At 64.0% G+C, this 16,155-nt stretch carries 15 protein-coding genes; 5 read left to right on the forward strand and 10 right to left on the reverse strand.

What is annotated here, in order from left to right:
• Positions 1–45: 45 nt before the first annotated feature.
• A complete protein-coding gene (locus QCE49_RS22880; protein WP_250457318.1) occupies positions 46–1,056 on the reverse strand; it encodes a LuxR C-terminal-related transcriptional regulator in 1,011 nt (336 codons plus the stop codon).
• 144 nt (positions 1,057–1,200) lie between these two features.
• Here QCE49_RS22880 and QCE49_RS22885 point away from each other — a divergent pair, with 144 nt between their 5' ends.
• A complete protein-coding gene (locus tag QCE49_RS22885) occupies positions 1,201–2,826 on the forward strand; it encodes an ABC transporter substrate-binding protein (protein WP_250457316.1) in 1,626 nt (541 codons plus the stop codon).
• Positions 2,827–2,840: 14 nt separating this feature from the next.
• On the opposite strand, the gene QCE49_RS22890 is transcribed toward QCE49_RS22885, so the two are convergent.
• Positions 2,841–3,218, reverse strand: a complete 378-nt coding sequence (locus tag QCE49_RS22890) for a DUF3331 domain-containing protein (RefSeq protein WP_008348391.1) — start codon at positions 3,216–3,218, stop codon at positions 2,841–2,843.
• A gap of 398 nt (positions 3,219–3,616) precedes the next feature.
• On the opposite strand from QCE49_RS22890, the gene QCE49_RS22895 reads away from it, so the two are divergent.
• The 3 genes from QCE49_RS22895 (at position 3,617) to QCE49_RS22905 (ending at position 6,339) form a co-directional block, all read left to right on the forward strand.
• Complete coding sequence (locus tag QCE49_RS22895; RefSeq protein WP_008348393.1) at positions 3,617–3,964, forward strand: DUF4148 domain-containing protein; 348 nt, start codon at positions 3,617–3,619, stop codon at positions 3,962–3,964.
• Positions 3,965–3,992: 28 nt separating this feature from the next.
• A complete protein-coding gene (locus QCE49_RS22900) occupies positions 3,993–4,775 on the forward strand; it encodes an alpha/beta hydrolase (RefSeq protein WP_175981129.1) in 783 nt (260 codons plus the stop codon).
• Between the two features lie 151 nt (positions 4,776–4,926).
• Positions 4,927–6,339 (forward strand): HdeD family acid-resistance protein, encoded by a 1,413-nt coding sequence (locus tag QCE49_RS22905; RefSeq protein WP_033536287.1) that lies wholly within the window; start codon positions 4,927–4,929, stop codon positions 6,337–6,339.
• A 12-nt stretch (positions 6,340–6,351) separates the two neighbouring features.
• Here the strand turns inward: QCE49_RS22905 and QCE49_RS22910 are convergent, their stop codons facing one another.
• The 6 genes from QCE49_RS22910 to QCE49_RS22935 all read right to left on the reverse strand — a co-directional run bounded on the left by QCE49_RS22910 (position 6,352) and on the right by QCE49_RS22935 (position 13,346).
• Positions 6,352–7,587: an NYN domain-containing protein gene (locus QCE49_RS22910; RefSeq protein ID WP_250459923.1), complete on the reverse strand. Its 1,236-nt coding sequence runs from the start codon at positions 7,585–7,587 to the stop codon at positions 6,352–6,354.
• Positions 7,588–7,667: 80 nt separating this feature from the next.
• Entirely contained in the window at positions 7,668–8,063 is a 396-nt protein-coding gene (locus QCE49_RS22915) for a polyketide cyclase (protein ID WP_008348401.1), read from the reverse strand.
• A 13-nt stretch (positions 8,064–8,076) separates the two neighbouring features.
• Positions 8,077–9,861: a DNA-binding protein gene (locus QCE49_RS22920; protein WP_250459921.1), complete on the reverse strand. Its 1,785-nt coding sequence runs from the start codon at positions 9,859–9,861 to the stop codon at positions 8,077–8,079.
• Between the two features lie 270 nt (positions 9,862–10,131).
• A complete protein-coding gene (locus tag QCE49_RS22925; protein WP_008348405.1) occupies positions 10,132–10,440 on the reverse strand; it encodes a DUF4148 domain-containing protein in 309 nt (102 codons plus the stop codon).
• A gap of 234 nt (positions 10,441–10,674) precedes the next feature.
• Positions 10,675–11,952, reverse strand: a complete 1,278-nt coding sequence (locus QCE49_RS22930) for an MFS transporter (RefSeq protein ID WP_033536226.1) — start codon at positions 11,950–11,952, stop codon at positions 10,675–10,677.
• A 26-nt stretch (positions 11,953–11,978) separates the two neighbouring features.
• The gene (locus tag QCE49_RS22935; RefSeq protein WP_284508323.1) at positions 11,979–13,346 is read right to left on the reverse strand and encodes a M20 family metallopeptidase; all 1,368 of its coding nucleotides are present in this window, start codon (positions 13,344–13,346) and stop codon (positions 11,979–11,981) included.
• Positions 13,347–13,514: 168 nt separating this feature from the next.
• Here QCE49_RS22935 and QCE49_RS22940 point away from each other — a divergent pair, with 168 nt between their 5' ends.
• Complete coding sequence (locus tag QCE49_RS22940; RefSeq protein WP_034473156.1) at positions 13,515–14,450, forward strand: LysR family transcriptional regulator; 936 nt, start codon at positions 13,515–13,517, stop codon at positions 14,448–14,450.
• 4 nt (positions 14,451–14,454) lie between these two features.
• Here QCE49_RS22940 and QCE49_RS22945 read toward each other — a convergent pair whose 3' ends face one another.
• Positions 14,455–14,835: a VOC family protein gene (locus tag QCE49_RS22945; RefSeq protein ID WP_250459916.1), complete on the reverse strand. Its 381-nt coding sequence runs from the start codon at positions 14,833–14,835 to the stop codon at positions 14,455–14,457.
• A 59-nt stretch (positions 14,836–14,894) separates the two neighbouring features.
• On the reverse strand, positions 14,895–16,151 hold the full coding sequence (locus QCE49_RS22950) for a patatin-like phospholipase family protein (protein WP_250459914.1): 1,257 nt from the start codon (positions 16,149–16,151) through the stop codon (positions 14,895–14,897).
• Between the last annotated feature and the right edge of the window lie 4 nt (positions 16,152–16,155).

The following is a 16,155-nucleotide window of genomic DNA, read 5'->3' on the forward strand; positions in this document are numbered from 1 at the left end:
GGTGAATAGCAAGGCGCCTTTTCCGCACTATGTACGGAAGCGTTCCTAAGCGCCTCGATCCTTGTCGGCCTGTAGCCGGCTCGCGATGAGCTGGACCAGATAAAGCGCGAATTCGGGCTCCTGATAGTAGAGCCGAATGGCATCGGCGGCGGAAACGGTTCGCATCTCGCAGTCCGTCTTGCAGATCACCGTCGACGTGCGCCGATGCTCCGGCGAAAAGAGCCCGATTTCGCCGAGCACCGTGCCCGCGCCCAGTTCGATGCCGAGCTCCGAAAGCCGCACCGTGCCCTTCTCGACGTAGAACATCTGGCCGCTCGGATCGCCTTTGCGAAACAGCACTTCGCCGGGCCGGAAACGCTGGCTTTCCATTCTGGCGAGCAGGCGCGCGACCGGAAGCTGACCGCTGATGGCGTGATCGACCTGCGTCTCGCGGATCTTCGCCATGCGCGCCGCAACCACGCTCGCTTCGCCACGGCTCGATACGTTCAGCGCCTTGAATATCGTCGTGAGATGCGTCTTGACCGTGGCCTCGGCGATATCGAGTTCGCGCGCGATCGTCTTGTTGGAGCGTCCGCGCGCGAGCAGCGCGAGCACTTCGAGCTGACGCGGCGTCAGATGCAGGTTCGGGTCCGGCGCGACGTTTCCGGACGGCATGCGCAATTCGCTTCTCTCCGACGAAAGCAGCGAGCGCGGCAGCGAAACGCCGCCTGCCAGCACGAGACCGATCGCACCAAAAAGAAGCTCTGCCGAAGCGGATTTCTCGACACATCCGGCGACGCCCGTCGCGATCAGTTCATCGACTTGCTCGCGCGTGGCCATGCTCAACAGCACGATCACGGGCGTCGTTCCGACACGTTCGCGCGCGGCGTCGAGTTGCGCGCGGACATCGTTCAGACGATCGCCGTCCATGACGATGCAATCGGGCTTGCGTTCGTCCGGCCATCGATCGGGAAGACGGTCGGCCGCGTGCACTTCGGCATCCTGCGCGAATCCCCGCAGGAGCGCCGCGACGCCCTCGCGAAACAGCCCCGCCGGTCCGGTCAACAGTATCTTCATGCGATGCATGCTATACCGACTCGCGCGCTCATGCGCGATGGTCGAACGTTCGTCATGCGAAGCGCGCATGCCGTGCGCAAATTGTAAGAGCGTGCTGCGCTGCCTATACTGCATTCGCCATCGGCACACTGCGAGGCCACGCATATGACAGGCAAAAGCAAGCACGCATGGCGGGCGATTCATGCGCTGCTGGTCGCGCAAGCCTGCATTGCCGATTTCGCCGCCGCGCAGCAGCGCGTGCCCGACAAAAGCCTCGTGTACTGCTCCGAAGCCAGCCCCGCCGGATTCGACGATGCGCAATTCACGTCGTCGATCGAAGCGAGCGCGGCGGGCTATACCGTCTACAACCGGCTCGTGGAGTTCGATCGGGAAAACGGCGATATCGAGCCGGGGCTCGCGCAGTCGTGGGAACGCTCACCGGATGGCCTTCAATACACGTTTTATCTGCGCCACGGCGTCAAGTTTCATACGACTGGCTACTTCACGCCGACGCGCGAATTCAACGCCGACGACGTCGTGTTCACGTTCGAGCGCATGCGCGATGCACAGCATCCGTTTCGCCGCGCTTATCCCGTGTCGTTTCCGTATTTCCGCGACCTCGGTCTCGCGACGAACATCGAGCGCATCGACGCGCCCGATCCCTATACGGTGCGCTTCACGCTCGCACGAATCGATGCGCCTTTCCTGCAGAAAATGGCGATGCCCTTCGCGTCGATACTCTCGCGCGAATACGCCGACAAGCTGCTCGCCGCGGGCCGCGCGAGCGACATCAACTGGCATCCGGTCGGCACCGGTCCTTTCGTGTTTATCGACTACGCGAAAGACGCGACGATCCGCTTCGCGGGCAACACGCAATACTGGAAGGCGAACATCGTCCGGCTGAAATCGCTGACGTTCGCGATCACCACCGATCCGATGGTGCGCCTGCAAAAGCTCAGGCAGGGCGAATGTCAGGTGATGAGCTATCCGCGTCCCGCCGACATCGCGTCGATCAGGAAAGACGCGCGCCTGCAAGACGTGAATCAACCGGGGTTCAATCTGGGCTATCTCGCCTACAACACGTCCAGAGCGCCGCTCGACGACGTGACCGTGCGCCGCGCGCTCGACATGTCGATCGACAAGCACGCGATACTCGACGCCGTCTATCAAGGCACCGCGCGCGCCGCAACCAATCCGATGCCGCCGATGCAATGGGGCTACGACTTCGGCATTCGCGACGCGCCGTACGATCCGGCACGCGCGAAAGCGTTGCTCGCGCAAGCGGGTCACGCGAACGGACTCAAACTCAGGCTATGGGCGATGCCGGTGCAACGCGCGTACAACCCGAACGCGCGGCTCATGGCGGAGATGATTCAGGCGGACTGGGCGAAGATCGGCGTGCAGGCGGAGATCGTCACGTACGAAATGGGCGAGTACGTACGCCGTGCGCGCGCCGGCGAGCATGACGCGCTACTCATCGGATGGAGCGGCAACTATGGCGATCCGGACGACTGGCTCGGCGTGCTCCTCGGCTGCGACGCCGTGAAGGGCGGCAACTTCGCGAAGTGGTGCTACAAGCCCTACGACGATCTCATCAAGGAAGCGCGGGCCACGCTCGATATCGATGCACGCACCGCGCGCTATCAGCAAGCGCAGAGAATCTTCAAGGAACAGGTTCCGTTCACGCCGATTGCGCACGCGACCGTTTATCAGCCGGTCGCGGGCAATGTGACGGGCTTCAGGATCGATCGATTCGGCATGACGCGTTTCTGGGGCGTCGGCATCGACTGATTTCGTCTGAGAGTTCAGGACGGTGTCAGCTCATCGAGCACCGACGCGAGAATCATCGCGCCCGCATTGCCCGGAACCGGACGCGGATTCGGCGCATAAACACGATCGCCGCGACGAATCTCGACGCCGCTCATCGCGCATACGCCGACGGTGCGCGCGCGCATCGCACGCCACACCTGATCGCCATAACAGCAGCGCGTCGAGTCGCGCCATTCGATCGTCGCCGTCGTGCTCGATGGCCGCTCGATCAGCTTCACCGCGACGCGTTGATCGCCGCCTTGCGCGAAAGGACGCCTCGGCGAAGGCGCTTCGAAGCTCGCGCCATCACTCAACGATGTCAGCAGGAAGATCGTTCGCGCCCACGGATCGAGGGCGAGTGCAGCTTCAGCCATGTTCGGCTCCTTGTCGAAGAAATACGTGGAATCGGCATCGCCACTCCAAGGTAATGAAACCGAAATCGCGCGCCAACTGCCCGATGGTTGCGCCGGCCTATATCAAGGTTTAATGCGCGCGGCGGCTGCGCCCGCGAAAACTAACACCTTCGTATGAGCGCATCAGACAGACGGCTGGATTCACGGCGCGCACGCCACGCGAACGTTTAATCGATGCATCGAAGGTTGGTGCACGCACGCTCCTTCGTAGGTGTAGTCGAGCCGTTCCGTGGCCGATACAGTGTCGTCAAGGTCGAAACGCGAACGCAGACCAACGGCCTTATCGAGGGAAACCGAAGAACATCCATTATTTCGGATACCCGATCAATCGCATCACTCAATCCACCTTGGAGTCGATCATGAACAAGTACCTCGTCAGCCTCTCTCTCGTTGTCGCCACGCTCGCCGCGCCCGCGATCGCATTCGCGCAATCGAACGGCCCCGTTACGCGCGCTCAAGTCCGCGCCGATCTCGTCGCCGTCGAGCAAGCCGGCTATAACCCCGCGATCGCGAGCGATCCGTATTACCCCGCGGACATTCAGGCAGCGGAAGGCAAAATCGCCGCGCAACACACCGACGCATCGCAAGCCTATGGCGGCGTACGGACCGGCACGAGCGCATCGGCAGCGAGCGCGTCGAAGCATGCCGCGATGAACAACGCGTGCGTCGGTCCGGCCGACTTCTGCCAGCCGTTCTTCGGCAGCTGATCCATCGTTCGCATTAGCGGAGTCTTTCATGAAGCGAATTTTGCAAGTCGCGTCGGCACTGGCGTTATCGGCTGGCGTGTTGGCATCGGCGAATGTATCCGCGCAAACGCATGCGCCGATCAAGAACATCGTCCTCGTGCATGGCGCATGGGTCGACGGCTCGGGATGGAAGCCGGTCTACGACATCCTGACGCGCGACGGCTATCACGTCACGATGGTGCAGGAGCCACTCACCTCGCTCGACGCGGACGTCGCCGCGACCAAGCGCGTCCTCGACCTGCAGAACGGTCCGACGATTCTCGTCGGTCATAGTTACGGCGGGTCGGTCATCACGGAAGCGGGCGTGCATCCGAACGTCGCCGGGCTCGTCTATGTCGCGGCGCATGCGCCGAACGTCGGCGAGGACGAAGGCGCGCTCGGCAAGAAGACGCCGAGCTTCCTCGCGAAGCAGACGAACGCCGTCGAAAAGACCGCGGACGGCTACACGTATCTGAATCCCGCCGTCTTCCCGAAAGACTTCGCCGCCGATCTTCCGCTCAGGCAAGCGACGTTCGAATCGCGCTCGCAGATCCTGACTGCGGCGCAAGTCTTCACGACGCCGCTCTCCGCCGCGGCGTGGACGACGAAACCGAGCTGGGGCATCGTGGCGGGCGGCGACAAGATCATCAATCCGGATCTCGAACGCTGGTACTACGAACGCGCGCACAGTCACATCACGGTCATTCCGGGCGCGAGCCATTCCGTGTACGAATCGAAGCCGCAGCAGGTCGCGGCCGTGATCGAAGATGCCGCGAAGCATGCGGTGCAGTAGGTGAAAATCGCGCGGCGTCGTGCAGCACGCACGACGCCGCGCACATTCGTCTGGGGTTTGCGCTTCTTGCCGTATCCGCCGTCCATGGCTTATATAGTGTGTGGCCGCGCGTGTCGCGCACGAGGCGTCGAATGACCAGACGGAGGAAGCGATGGTTCGGCTCGTGATGATTCTTCTCGGCGTCGACTATCTGCGCACGCGCTGGCGCTCGGTGATGACGCTCGGCCTGCTCAGCATCGCGCTCGGCGGCGTCATCTTCATCGACGCGCTCGACGGTTCCCTGTACTTTCCCATCGTCCCCTTCGTGCTGCTGATGCTGCTCGAAGGCCTCGCCACGCTGGCCGTCGCGTGGACCGGCATGGGCGGCCAGCGCAAGCTGCGCTACGTGAAGGGCGCGACTTTCTGCCTCTCGGCGCTGCTCGTGCTGTTCGGCGGCGAGCACGGCAATTTCGTGCTGTCGCTCATCTTCGGCACGCTTTTTCTCGTCGATGGCGCGCTCCAGATCATTTCCGCGCGCGTGGTCCGCTTTCGCAAATGGCGTATCGCGATGGCGGGCGGCGTGCTCGAGATCGCCATCGCGATCTTCTTCTATCAGCCGTATCCGGATCACTATGCGGGCACGGTCGCGTATTGCGTCGCGTTCGGGCTTTTCTTCGGCGGCTGGAACATGATCCTGCTCGCGGCGCGCGTGCGGCGCATGGCGGCGAATCCCGCCGTCGATGACGGTGCAACCCACTCCGCTCACGACGACGCGAAGCCCGCCGCGCCATCGTTCGCAGGCGCGGTCTGGGACGGCCCGCCCGCGCCCGGCGAAGCCGCGCTGACGGTGCATGTGTGGACGCCCGTCGGCACGGCGAAGTCGCAACCGCGCAGGCAATTGATCATCGATCGCTATATCGCCGCCGTCGACAGGAACGGCACGATCTCGACCGGCCATGCGGCGCTGGAGACGCCCGAGGGCGTGTACATCAGCCTCTATCCGGCGGTCGAAATCGACCGGTCGCCGGACGAATTCTCACGCACGTTGCGCGCGACGCGCGAGAACGACGTGCCCGGCCTCTTTCAGCCGGACTACGAAACGGAATCGAAGGCGTGGTGTCCGTCGACGCAGCAGGTGCGTATCCGCAATTACGATCCGGCGCGGCTCGCGCGCTTCTGGCAGGAGTATCGGCGCGACACGACGTACAACCTCACGTACCGCAACTGTTCGAGTTCCGTGGCGCGGGCGCTGGAAGCGGCGATCGAAGGCGCGTCGGCGCGCGTGTGGGGCAAAGGCGGCGGATGGAAGCCGCTCGTGCGTATCATGACGACGCCCGAGTTGTGGGTCGCCGCGCAAGTTCGCAAACGCGCTGCGACGATGGCCTGGACGCCCGGCCTCACGCTCGACTATGCGCGCGCGCTCAGCATGCTCGCGGACCCGCGTCACTCGGGCTGGGTGAAGATGGCGCGCATCGCGGTCGCGACGATGTATCGCTCGCGGCAGCGCTGGCGCGCCGAAGAGCACGCCGCCGTGCGCGTTCAAGAGCAAGATGCGTCGGCGACGGCGGAGCAGCGTACCGGCTGACGCGCCGTGGCATCACGATTCGACCGGCTTGTCGGCAGTCTTGCGCGAGCGGTTGCCCCGCGCTGACGGCGTGCGCGATGGCTTCTCCGCCTTCGCTTCGGCATCGGGCTCGGCGACGGGCGCGGCGCTTTCATGCGGCACGTCGGCGGCGGCGCTTCGTTTCGCCGCGGTCTTGCGCGACCGGCGCGGCGCGGCGGGCTTTTTCGGTGCAGGCTCGGGAGTGGGCGCGTGTTCCTGCGACGGCTCGGGCGTTTCGACCTCGACGGGCGCCGGCGCTTCTTCGACGACGAACAAAGGTTCGGGCGCCGCCACGCGTGCAGACTTTCTCCCGCCGCGTTTCTCCTTGCGCCGGCCGTTCGCCGCTCCCTCGTGTTCTTTTGCGGGCGCGACCGCTGGCGGGTCGCTCGGTCTCACGTCCATCGGCGCGACCTGAGCCGTGTGAGCAGAACGAAACACGAACGCGCCGGATTTATCGTCGCGGCCGACTTCAAGCAGACCGCGAGATTGCGCTTCGTCGAGCAGATTGCCGAACGCGCGAAAGCCGTATTGCGTCTCGCTGAAACCCGGCTTGCGGCGCTTGATGGCGCTCTTCAGCACCGATGCCCAGATCTTGCCGCTCTCGCCGCGTTCCGATGCGAGCGCCTCGAAGGTCTCGACGGTAATCGCGATCGCGTGCGACTTGCGCGATTCCATCTCCTGCTTCGGTTGCCGCTCTTCGTCGGACGCGCGCTTCGCATCGCGCTGTTCGCGCTTGGCGATGGCGCGTTGCTGCTCGCGCACGAGGTCGTCGTAGAAGATGAACTCGTCGCAGTTCGCGACGAGCAGATCCGACGTCGATTGCTTCACGCCCACGCCGATGACTTTCTTCGCGTTCTCACGCAGTTTCGACACGAGCGGCGAGAAATCCGAATCGCCGCTGATGATGACGAACGTATCGACGTGCGCTTTCGTGTAGCAGAGATCGAGTGCATCGACGACGAGACGGATATCGGCGGAATTCTTGCCGGACTGACGCACGTGCGGAATCTCGATCATCTCGAAGCTGGCCTCGTGCATCGCCGATTTGAAGCCCTTGTAGCGGTCCCAGTCGCAATAAGCCTTTTTGACGACGATGCTTCCCTTCAGCAGCAGGCGTTCGAGCACGGGTCTGATATCGAATTTTTCGTACTTCGCATCGCGAACGCCGAGCGCGACGTTCTCGAAGTCGCAGAACAACGCCATGCTGACGCTTTCCTGAGGTCCAGCCATATGGTTCTCCAGCCCGTGCGGCATGTTTGGAATGACCACATGATAGCTTGCCGGCGTTGACTGGAAGGGATACGCGAGAATCAGCGCTTGCCGTAACGGGCCGCAAGCGCAGCGAGATCGCGGCGGACCCAGTCGGCGTCGGCGGCGAATGTGTCATCGGACATGCCGGGCTGGCGGAACAGCGTGAGCGCGATATCGGCGCCCGCGCCGTTCTGATACACGCGCAACGGAACGTAGACCTCGCCGCCATCCGGCAGACCGACGCGATGATCCATGATTCCGAACGCGTTGTGCTCGGTGAAGCGGATCGTCACTTCGCCTGCCGGACCGCGTGCGCGCCAGTGATCGCCCATGTCTTCGAGCGTCGACTGCGCCAGTCCGGACGCCCACGTCGGGAAGACTTCCGGACGCCAGATCGCGTCGTAAAGCTCGCGCCAGTCGCGATCGACGGTGACGGTGAGGGTCCGCGTATGCATCGTCACGCCGATGTCACGTTTCGATCTTCGACATCACCGCCGTGGCCGGATCGTAGCGATAGCCCTTCTGCGCGAGCTGTTGCGCCATCTTGTCGCCGATCAGCTTCTGCTGCGCCTCGCGGAACACGAGCTCGTGATCGGGCTTCAGGCGCTCCAGTTCGACCGCGAGCCGCCGCATCAGCGCGACCTCGCCGGTGCTGCGGGCATCGATGAAAAGGATCTTCTCGTTCGCCACGTCGAGGCGCTGGCGCAGGTCCTTCGCGTACGTGACCCACTGCTCGGCATTGGCGCGAAGGTCGTCGTAGGCCTTCGAATGCGCCTTCGCCTGCGCCGCCACCTGACGCTGCAGCGATGCCAGCTCGGACTCGTCGCCCTGCTCCTTTTCGACGAGACGCTTCGCGAGATCGGTCGCGTTTCTCTCGGCGGCTTCGGCGCGTTCGCGCAACGCGTTGACATCGTTCGATACGCGCGCGAGTTCCGCGCCCTGCTCGGCCTTTTCTTCCATCAGCGCGCTGACCTGCTTGCGGGCTTCGTCCAGCTCGGCGCCGATGCGCTCGGCATGTTCCCGCTGCGCCGAAACTTCCGCGCCGCGCGCAGCCGCGCTTTCGCGCTCCGCTGCCAGTGCGCTGCGCGCGTCGTTCAATTCCGCTTCCAGCGCGGCGATGCGGACGAGGTTTTCGCTCGCCTGCGCTTCGGCGGCCTGCGCGCGCGTATACGCCGCGTTGAGGTCCTGCAACAGGCGCTCGGCTTCCGCCGATTTTTCCTGCGATACGAGGCCAAGCGCTTCATGCTGCTGACGCGCCTGATCGCGCTCCTCGGCGATGCGCGCGAGTTCTTCATCCTTGGCCGCAAGCGACGCGCTCAACTGCTCGTGCTGCTGACGCGCCTGATCGCGCTCTTCCGCGATACGCGCGAGTTCTTCATCCTTGCCCGCGAGCGACGCGCTCAACTGCTCGTGCTGCTGACGCGCCTGATCGCGCTCTTCCGCGATACGCGCGAGTTCTTCATCCTTGCTCGCAAGCGACGCGCGCAATTGCTCGTGCTGCTGCCGTGCCTGATTGCGCTCGTCAACGATGCGCGCAAGCTCCTCGTCCTTGCCCGCAAGCGACGCATGCAGATTCGCCTGCTGCTCGCGTGCCTGATCGCGCTCTTGCGCGATGCGTGCGATGTCCTCGTCCTTGGCCGCCAGCGCCGCGTTCAGCGCTTCTTTCGCGCGCCGCTCTTCTTCGAGCGATGCGTTCACGGTTTCCAATTGGGCCCGCTCCGCCGACGCGCGCTGCGCCGCTTCCTCGATGCGCGTCTCTGCGGTCTGCGCGCGTATCGTGGCTGCATCGGCCTCTTCGCGCAGTCGCACGACCGATTCCTCGGACGCCCGCAATGCGCTCAGCATTTCCATCATTTGCTGGCGGTTCTTCGCGGCCTCGTCGCCGGTCTTCTGGAATTCGGCGAGCGCCTCGTCGCGCTCCGCAAGCGCGGTCGAGAGCCGCTGGCTCACGGCGGACAGCCGCTGTCCGGACATCCGCTCGGTTTCGTCGCGCGAGACGGTCCAAAGCCGCCGCGCGACATTCACGAGCGTCTCGGCAAGGTCGTCGGGCAGTCCGGTCGGTGCCTGCTGCTGCGGCATGTCCGGGGACCGCGCCTCGCGCCAGCGCTGCAGGCCGGCCGCGATGGCGACGACGGAGCCGTTTCCGGCCTCCGCCCAAACCGTCAAGGGAGAAACCTTGCGACCTTCTTCGGTCAGTCGATCGGCGATCGACGCGATTTGCTCGTCGGTGATGTTGTCTACGTCTGTGGGCATAAGCGCCTCGAAAATCAGTGGCGTCGCACTCAAAACACTGCGATACATTGTTACGTTCGGCTAAATCCGCGCGGGGCGGAGATGGATGATACCCATTTTCCGCGCTCGACCAATCGAAGCACGTCGCATGCCGTCGAAAATAGGATTTTGTAGCGAGAGTGTATCGTCTGCGGGACCTTGAAACCGTGGCGTAATACGTTATTGACAGAAACGCGTCGAGCCCGGACGAGCAATTTCGTCCGGGCTTTCTAATTCGTTAAATCCGTGCGATTACGGCTTCGCGAAAACCGGGCCGAGTCCGATGACATCCGTATCCGCCGAACGCGTGCCCGACGCGACGTTGCCGTTCGCCGGCGCGCCGTATGCCGTCAGGCCCTTCGCGGCGTCCACGCGCGCTTGCGCGGCCTGGATGTTTTGCGGATATTGCGTCTGATCGCTTGCCGGGTCGTAGCCCGCCTTTTCCAGCTCGACGAGTTGCGCACGCACTTCGGCGCGGGTGATCGGCTGATTCGACTGAGCGAACGAAAGAACCGGAAGCGCGACGGCAGCGGCGACGATCAGCGATTGGATGACTTTCATGATTTACCTCCAGTGAATTTTGATGGAAGGCCGTCTTGGCGATTCGCCGTGTGTTGCGAATCGTTCGGCTTGGAGGTATTTGAACTCGCGGACGTATCTGGCTTGTTTCGCGAAAAGCGGATTATGAAACGCCGTGTGTCGGGATTCGGTGCGGATACAGTGCGATACAAAGCGAAACGCCGATTGTCGATGTCATCGGCAATCGGCGCGTTCGTATCAAAAAGAGAAGCGGACTCAGGCGGCCGCGCTCGCCGCTCGCATCTGCACCTTGCCGCGGCTCACCGCCGCGAGCGCCGCGAGACTGATCACCGCCGTGAACATCATGTAGAAGCTCGGCGCGGCCTTGCTGCCCGTCGCGCTCAGAAGCCAGATGATGATCGCGGGCGTGAAGCCGCCGAACACCGTCACGCCGATGTTGTAGCCGATCGACATGCCCGTCGCGCGCGTCGACACGGGAAAGATCTCCGACATCAACGCCGGCAGCGCGCCGAAATAGATCGCCTTGAGCAGCGCGAGCCACGCGACGAGCGCGAACAGCGACGCCACCGACACATGCGAAACGACATACGCGAACGCCGGATAGCCCGTCACGAAGAGCAGGAGCGCCGCCGTCGACATCTGCTTCACGCGGCCGATCCTGTCCGAGAGATGCCCCGCGAAAGGCGTCACCAGCGTCAGCATCAGGCCCGCGACGGTGCTCGCGGCGAAACCCGTCGATGCATCGAGATGCAGTTCGCGGATCGCGAACGTCGGCACGTATTGCAGCAGATAGTTCACCGCCGTCGATACCGTCAGCGCGCCGATCGAGATGAGCAGCAGCGCCTTTTGCTGCGTGAATACATCGCGCACGGGCGTCGACGTGTGCTCGGCTTCGGTGTAATCGGCCGCGTCTTCGAGATAGCGGCGCAGGAAAAGACCCGCCGGTCCGATCAGCAAGCCGAAGAAGAACGGAATGCGCCAGCCCCATGCGGCAAGCTCGGCGGCGGGCATCAGCTTGGCGAGCGCGAAGCCGAAAATCGACGCGAGCAAGGTCGCGAGCCCCTGCGTCGCGAATTGCCAGCTCGCGAGCAGGCCACGCCGATCCGGCGCGTGCTCGATCAGCATGGCCGTCGACGGCCCGAACTCGCCGCCCGCCGAAAAGCCCTGGATCAGGCGCGCGATGAACACGCCCGCGGGCGCGATCAATCCGATCGACGCATACGGCGGAATCACCGCGATGATCGCCGTGCCGATCATCATCAGCCCCACCGACATCATCAACGCAGCCTTGCGCCCGCGCTTGTCGGCGTATGCGCCGAGCACCATGCCGCCTATCGGCCGCACCAGATACGACGCGCCGAACGAGCCGAACGTGAGCAGCATCGACGCCGTCTCGTTCGCGGCCGGGAAGAAGTTCTTCGCGATATACACCGCGAAAAACGCATAGATCGCGATATCGAACCATTCGAGCGCGTTGCCGACCGAAGTCGCGAGCACGATTTGCGTCAGGCTCAGGGGCTTTTTGTTCATGATGTCAGCGTGTCATGAGTGGCGTTCGATCAATGCGCGTCGCGCGTGGCGACGATCGCCGCGCCCATCTCGCCGAGGTCCCACCAGAGGCCCGCCATCACGCCGAGCGATTCGCGCATGACGGAGCCGAGCACGTGTTCGTTCGGCGCGTGCTGGTTGCACGCGGGATACGAATGCGGCACCCAGAGCGTCGGCAGGCCGAGTGTCTTCGCGAAGACATCGTTGGGCACCGTGCCGCCCAGGTTCGGCAACAGCGCGGGCTTCTTGCCGGTCGTCGCGCGCATCGAATCGAGTGCCCAGTGAACCCACGGATCGTCGAGATCGAGGCGCGTCGCGGGCGTGCCGCGCGTCGCCTTGACGGTCACTTCGATGAAGCCGTGCTGCGCGAAGTGACGTTCGAGATGCGTCTGCAGGTTCTCCCAATCCGTTCCGACGACGAAGCGCAACTGGCACACCGCTTTCGCGAGCGGCGGAATCGCGTTGACGGGTGCATCGGCGTTGCCGGATTTCATCGCGAGCACTTCGAGCGCGTTCCAGCCGATCACGCGTTCGGTCGGCGTCAGGCCCGGCTCGCCCCACGTGGGATCGATCTCGGGTGAGCTTTCGTCGCGGCCCAGTTCGATATCGGCGAGGGCTTCGCGCACCGCATCGGAAATCGGCGGCGGCCGCAATCCTTCGACGACGATGCTGCCGTTGCGGTCGACGAGACTCGCGATCGCATGCGACAGCACGACGGCCGGATTGCGCAGCACGCCGCCCCAGTTGCCGGAGTGATGTCCGCCTTCGCGGAGGTTCACCGTCAGTTCGAACGGCACGCCGCCGCGCGAGCCGAGAAAGAGCGTCGGACGTTCGGCGGATACGCGCGGCCCGTCCGACGCGATGAATACATCCGCCGCGAGCGCATTCTTGTGCGCGGCGCAGACTTCATCGAGACCCGGCGAGCCGACCTCCTCGCCCGTTTCGAAGATCACCTTGACGTTGTAGCCGAGCCTGCCTGCGCGCGCCTGCAACACCGCGGCGAGCGCCGCGAAATTGACCGAATGCTGGCCTTTGTTGTCGGCGGTGCCGCGGCCGTACCAGCGGTCTTCGTCGACGACGATGTCCCACGGCTTCAGGCCCGCGCGCCATTGCTCGTCGTAGCCGCGCACGACGTCGCCATGACCGTAGGTCAGCACCGTCGGCAAGTCGTCGGATTCGTGGCGTTCGGCGATCAAAAACGGCGGGCCGCCCGCGACCGGATTCTCGACGACGCGCGCCGTAAAACCGACGCGCGCGAGCGTGTCGCTGATCTCATCGGTGAGATAGGCATTCAGCGCGGGATTCCGCCCGTTCTGGCTCTCGGTGCGAAACGCGACGCGGCGCTGCAGATCCGCGAAGAACGCGCCCGAATCGAACATCTTGCAAGCGATGGCGATGGCGGCTTCACGACTTTCTTGATGTTCTTTCACGACGTCTCCGGGCAATTGTGGCTACTCATTCCGGCCAGTCTAGAAACGCCAAAAATTCGCGACAATTTCAAAATTTGCGACTAGCATTGCCAAAAAGGCAACGCTCAGGAAGGCATCGTGCTGCATGGCATCGCTCTCAAATACTTCGTAGAAGTCGCGCGCTCGGGTTCGCTGGCGGCGGCATCGGAACAGCTTCACGTCGCGGTGTCGGCGATCAGCCGGCAGATCGCGAAGCTGGAGGAACAGGCGGGCACGCCGCTATTCGAGCGCATGCCGCGCGGCATGATCCTGACGGAAGCGGGCGAGTTGCTCGTGCAGCACGCGCGCCGCGCGCTCATGGACGGCGACGCGGTGCTCGCGGAGATATCGGAGATGCATGCGCTCGGGCTCGGGATCGTGCGTATCGGCTGCACGGAGGGTTTCACGCGCTGCTTTTTGCCGAGCGTGATGGCGTCGCACTATCGCGCGCATCCGGGCACGCGTTTCGTGATGCGTTCGGGTACGCCGGGACAGGTCGAGCATTGGGTGGCGAGCGGCGAAGTCGATGTAGGCCTTGCGTTCTCGACATCGACATCTACCGCGCTGAGCGTCGAATACAGCGTGAAGGCGCCGGTCTGCGCGCTGCTGCCACCGACGCATCCGCTGGCGGGCAAGGCGAGCATCACGCTCGATGACGTGCTTCAGTACCCGACCGCCGTGCTCGATCGCGGCACGACGGTGCGCCAGCTGATCGACTGGTGCTGCTCGGCGCGCGGCGTGCATCTCGAGCCGGTTCTGACGAGCAACAACTCGAGCGCGATGCATCATTTCGCCGCGCTCACCGGCGCGATCACGCTCGGCAGCGCGGTCGCGCTCGAAGGCGATCCGGGCCCGCCGACGCTCGTCGCGACGCCCATCGACGAGCCTTTGCTCAACGAGCGCCTGCTGCAGGTCACGGTGATGCGCGAGCGGCGTCTGCCGCCTGCCGTCGATCAGTTTCTCAAGACGCTGACCGATGCGTTGCGCGAAAGTCTCGGTGCGCCGGCCGCGCGCGCGAAGCGAAAAAAGCGCTGACCCGTCATTGCGTCGCGACCCACCACGTCGTTCCGGCGGCATCGCGAAAGCCGCCGCGAAAGTCGTCGTCGTCGCGTTTGCGCGCGGGCGCCTGCACGCTTTGCGCGCCGTGCCGGAGCGCGCGATCGTAGACGGCTTGCGCATCGCGCACGTAGACGTGGATGTGCGGACCCTGCGATTGCTGATCGGTCGCGCCGCCGCCGATCATCACGACGCTATCGTCGATACGCAATTCGGCGTGCATCAGCGTGCCATCTGGACGATCGAAGCGGCGCAGCAGTTGTGCATCGAAGACACGTTCGAGGAATGCGATGATCGCCGGCGCGTTTGCGCAGACGAGATAGGGACTGACGGACGCGTAAGTCGCGGGTTTCCAGTCGGGCATGGCTTGCCTCGCAGGCGTTGTGACGAGGCTAACCAGAGTAATTCAAACGCCGCAACGCTTCAAACGCCTTCGACCACGTCATCCAGTTTGTTCGCCGCCGCCTTCGGCATGTCAGCGGTCGCCTGCGGCGCGGGTTCGTAACGATGCACGTCATGCGTCACGAAGCCGAGATCGTGACTCGGCACCTCGAACCAGTCCGGATGTCCGAACGAACGGCGAATGTCTTCCAGACCGCTCGCCCAGTGCTCGTCCATCGTATCGTTGCTGAACTCGTAATCCTTGTAGTGCCCTTCGAAAAACTTGTTCTTGTAGATGAGATGCACGACGTTCACCGCGCCGCCATCCGCGACCTTCTGCGCCTCGCGCAGCAGCGGATGCGAGCGGCGCGTCTTTTCCGGAACATGCTCCAGCAGCTCCTTGATGAGCCGCGCATGCTTCTGGTTATGCGAAACGAAATCGGTGATGGCGCGCGTTCTGCTCGAATACTGAATGTCTTTCGTGCGCTCGCTGACATCGAGAAAATCGCCGGGCAACGTGCCGCGCGCGCTCCACAGGTCCACCTGAAACACGAGCGTGTCCTTGTGCTGACTTTCGCGGATGATCTCCGTCAACGGCGTATTCGATACGAGCCCGCCGTCCCAGTAGAACTCGCCGTCGATCTCCACAGCCGGAAAGCCCGGCGGCAACGCACCCGATGCCATGAAGTGCTCGGGCTCGAGCCGCATCTTCGTGTTGTCGAAGTAGACGAGATTGCCCGTGCGTACGTTCACCGCGCCCACCGATACACGCATCGCGCCATCGTTGATGCGGTCGAAATCGGCGAACTGCAGCAGCGTCGCGCGCAACGCGGACGTATCGTAAAAGCTCACGTCGCTTGGGCGCCTGCTCTTCGCATGCGTCAAAGGCAAATGAACGCGCGGCGAGAAGAAGCCCTTCTGCCCTTCGGTGAGCGCGCGCGCCGCGGCCCACATGCTCGAAAACTTGCGGCCGATATTCGCGAAGCCGAACGCGGCGGGCATGAACGCGCCCACATGCCCGACGAGATCCGCGGGCTGGCAGATCGTGTTCCAGAACCCGCGCAGCGCGGCCACGCGATTCTCGGGCGCGTTGCCCGCGATGATCGCGGTATTCAACGCGCCGATCGAAATGCCCGAGGTCCATGTCGGATCCACGCCCACTTCGGCGAGCCCTTCGAACACGCCGGCCTGATACGAACCCAGCGCGCCGCCGCCTTGCAGCACGAGGCAAACGTCATCGTAGTCGGGCAGCGCGACGTGATTCGCCTGCGTGAGTGTGTTGCGTTGACTGCGGCGCATGGAT

The organism is Caballeronia sp. LZ008, from assembly GCF_031451435.1.
In the GTDB taxonomy this organism is placed as follows: Bacteria; Pseudomonadota; Gammaproteobacteria; order Burkholderiales; family Burkholderiaceae; genus Caballeronia; species Caballeronia zhejiangensis.

Coding starts and splice junctions, on each gene's coding strand:
- QCE49_RS22950 (WP_250459914.1), bottom strand. CDS start 16,151: ATGCGCCGCAGTCAACGCAACACACTCACGCAGGCGAATCACGTCGCG.
- QCE49_RS22920 (WP_250459921.1), bottom strand. CDS start 9,861: ATGCCCACAGACGTAGACAACATCACCGACGAGCAAATCGCGTCGATC.
- QCE49_RS22905 (WP_033536287.1), top strand. CDS start 4,927: ATGGTTCGGCTCGTGATGATTCTTCTCGGCGTCGACTATCTGCGCACG.
- QCE49_RS22935 (WP_284508323.1), bottom strand. CDS start 13,346: ATGTTCGATTCGGGCGCGTTCTTCGCGGATCTGCAGCGCCGCGTCGCG.
- QCE49_RS22880 (WP_250457318.1), bottom strand. CDS start 1,056: ATGAAGATACTGTTGACCGGACCGGCGGGGCTGTTTCGCGAGGGCGTC.
- QCE49_RS22910 (WP_250459923.1), bottom strand. CDS start 7,587: ATGGCTGGACCTCAGGAAAGCGTCAGCATGGCGTTGTTCTGCGACTTC.
- QCE49_RS22915 (WP_008348401.1), bottom strand. CDS start 8,063: ATGCATACGCGGACCCTCACCGTCACCGTCGATCGCGACTGGCGCGAG.
- QCE49_RS22925 (WP_008348405.1), bottom strand. CDS start 10,440: ATGAAAGTCATCCAATCGCTGATCGTCGCCGCTGCCGTCGCGCTTCCG.
- QCE49_RS22945 (WP_250459916.1), bottom strand. CDS start 14,835: ATGCCCGACTGGAAACCCGCGACTTACGCGTCCGTCAGTCCCTATCTC.
- QCE49_RS22885 (WP_250457316.1), top strand. CDS start 1,201: ATGACAGGCAAAAGCAAGCACGCATGGCGGGCGATTCATGCGCTGCTG.
- QCE49_RS22900 (WP_175981129.1), top strand. CDS start 3,993: ATGAAGCGAATTTTGCAAGTCGCGTCGGCACTGGCGTTATCGGCTGGC.
- QCE49_RS22890 (WP_008348391.1), bottom strand. CDS start 3,218: ATGGCTGAAGCTGCACTCGCCCTCGATCCGTGGGCGCGAACGATCTTC.
- QCE49_RS22895 (WP_008348393.1), top strand. CDS start 3,617: ATGAACAAGTACCTCGTCAGCCTCTCTCTCGTTGTCGCCACGCTCGCC.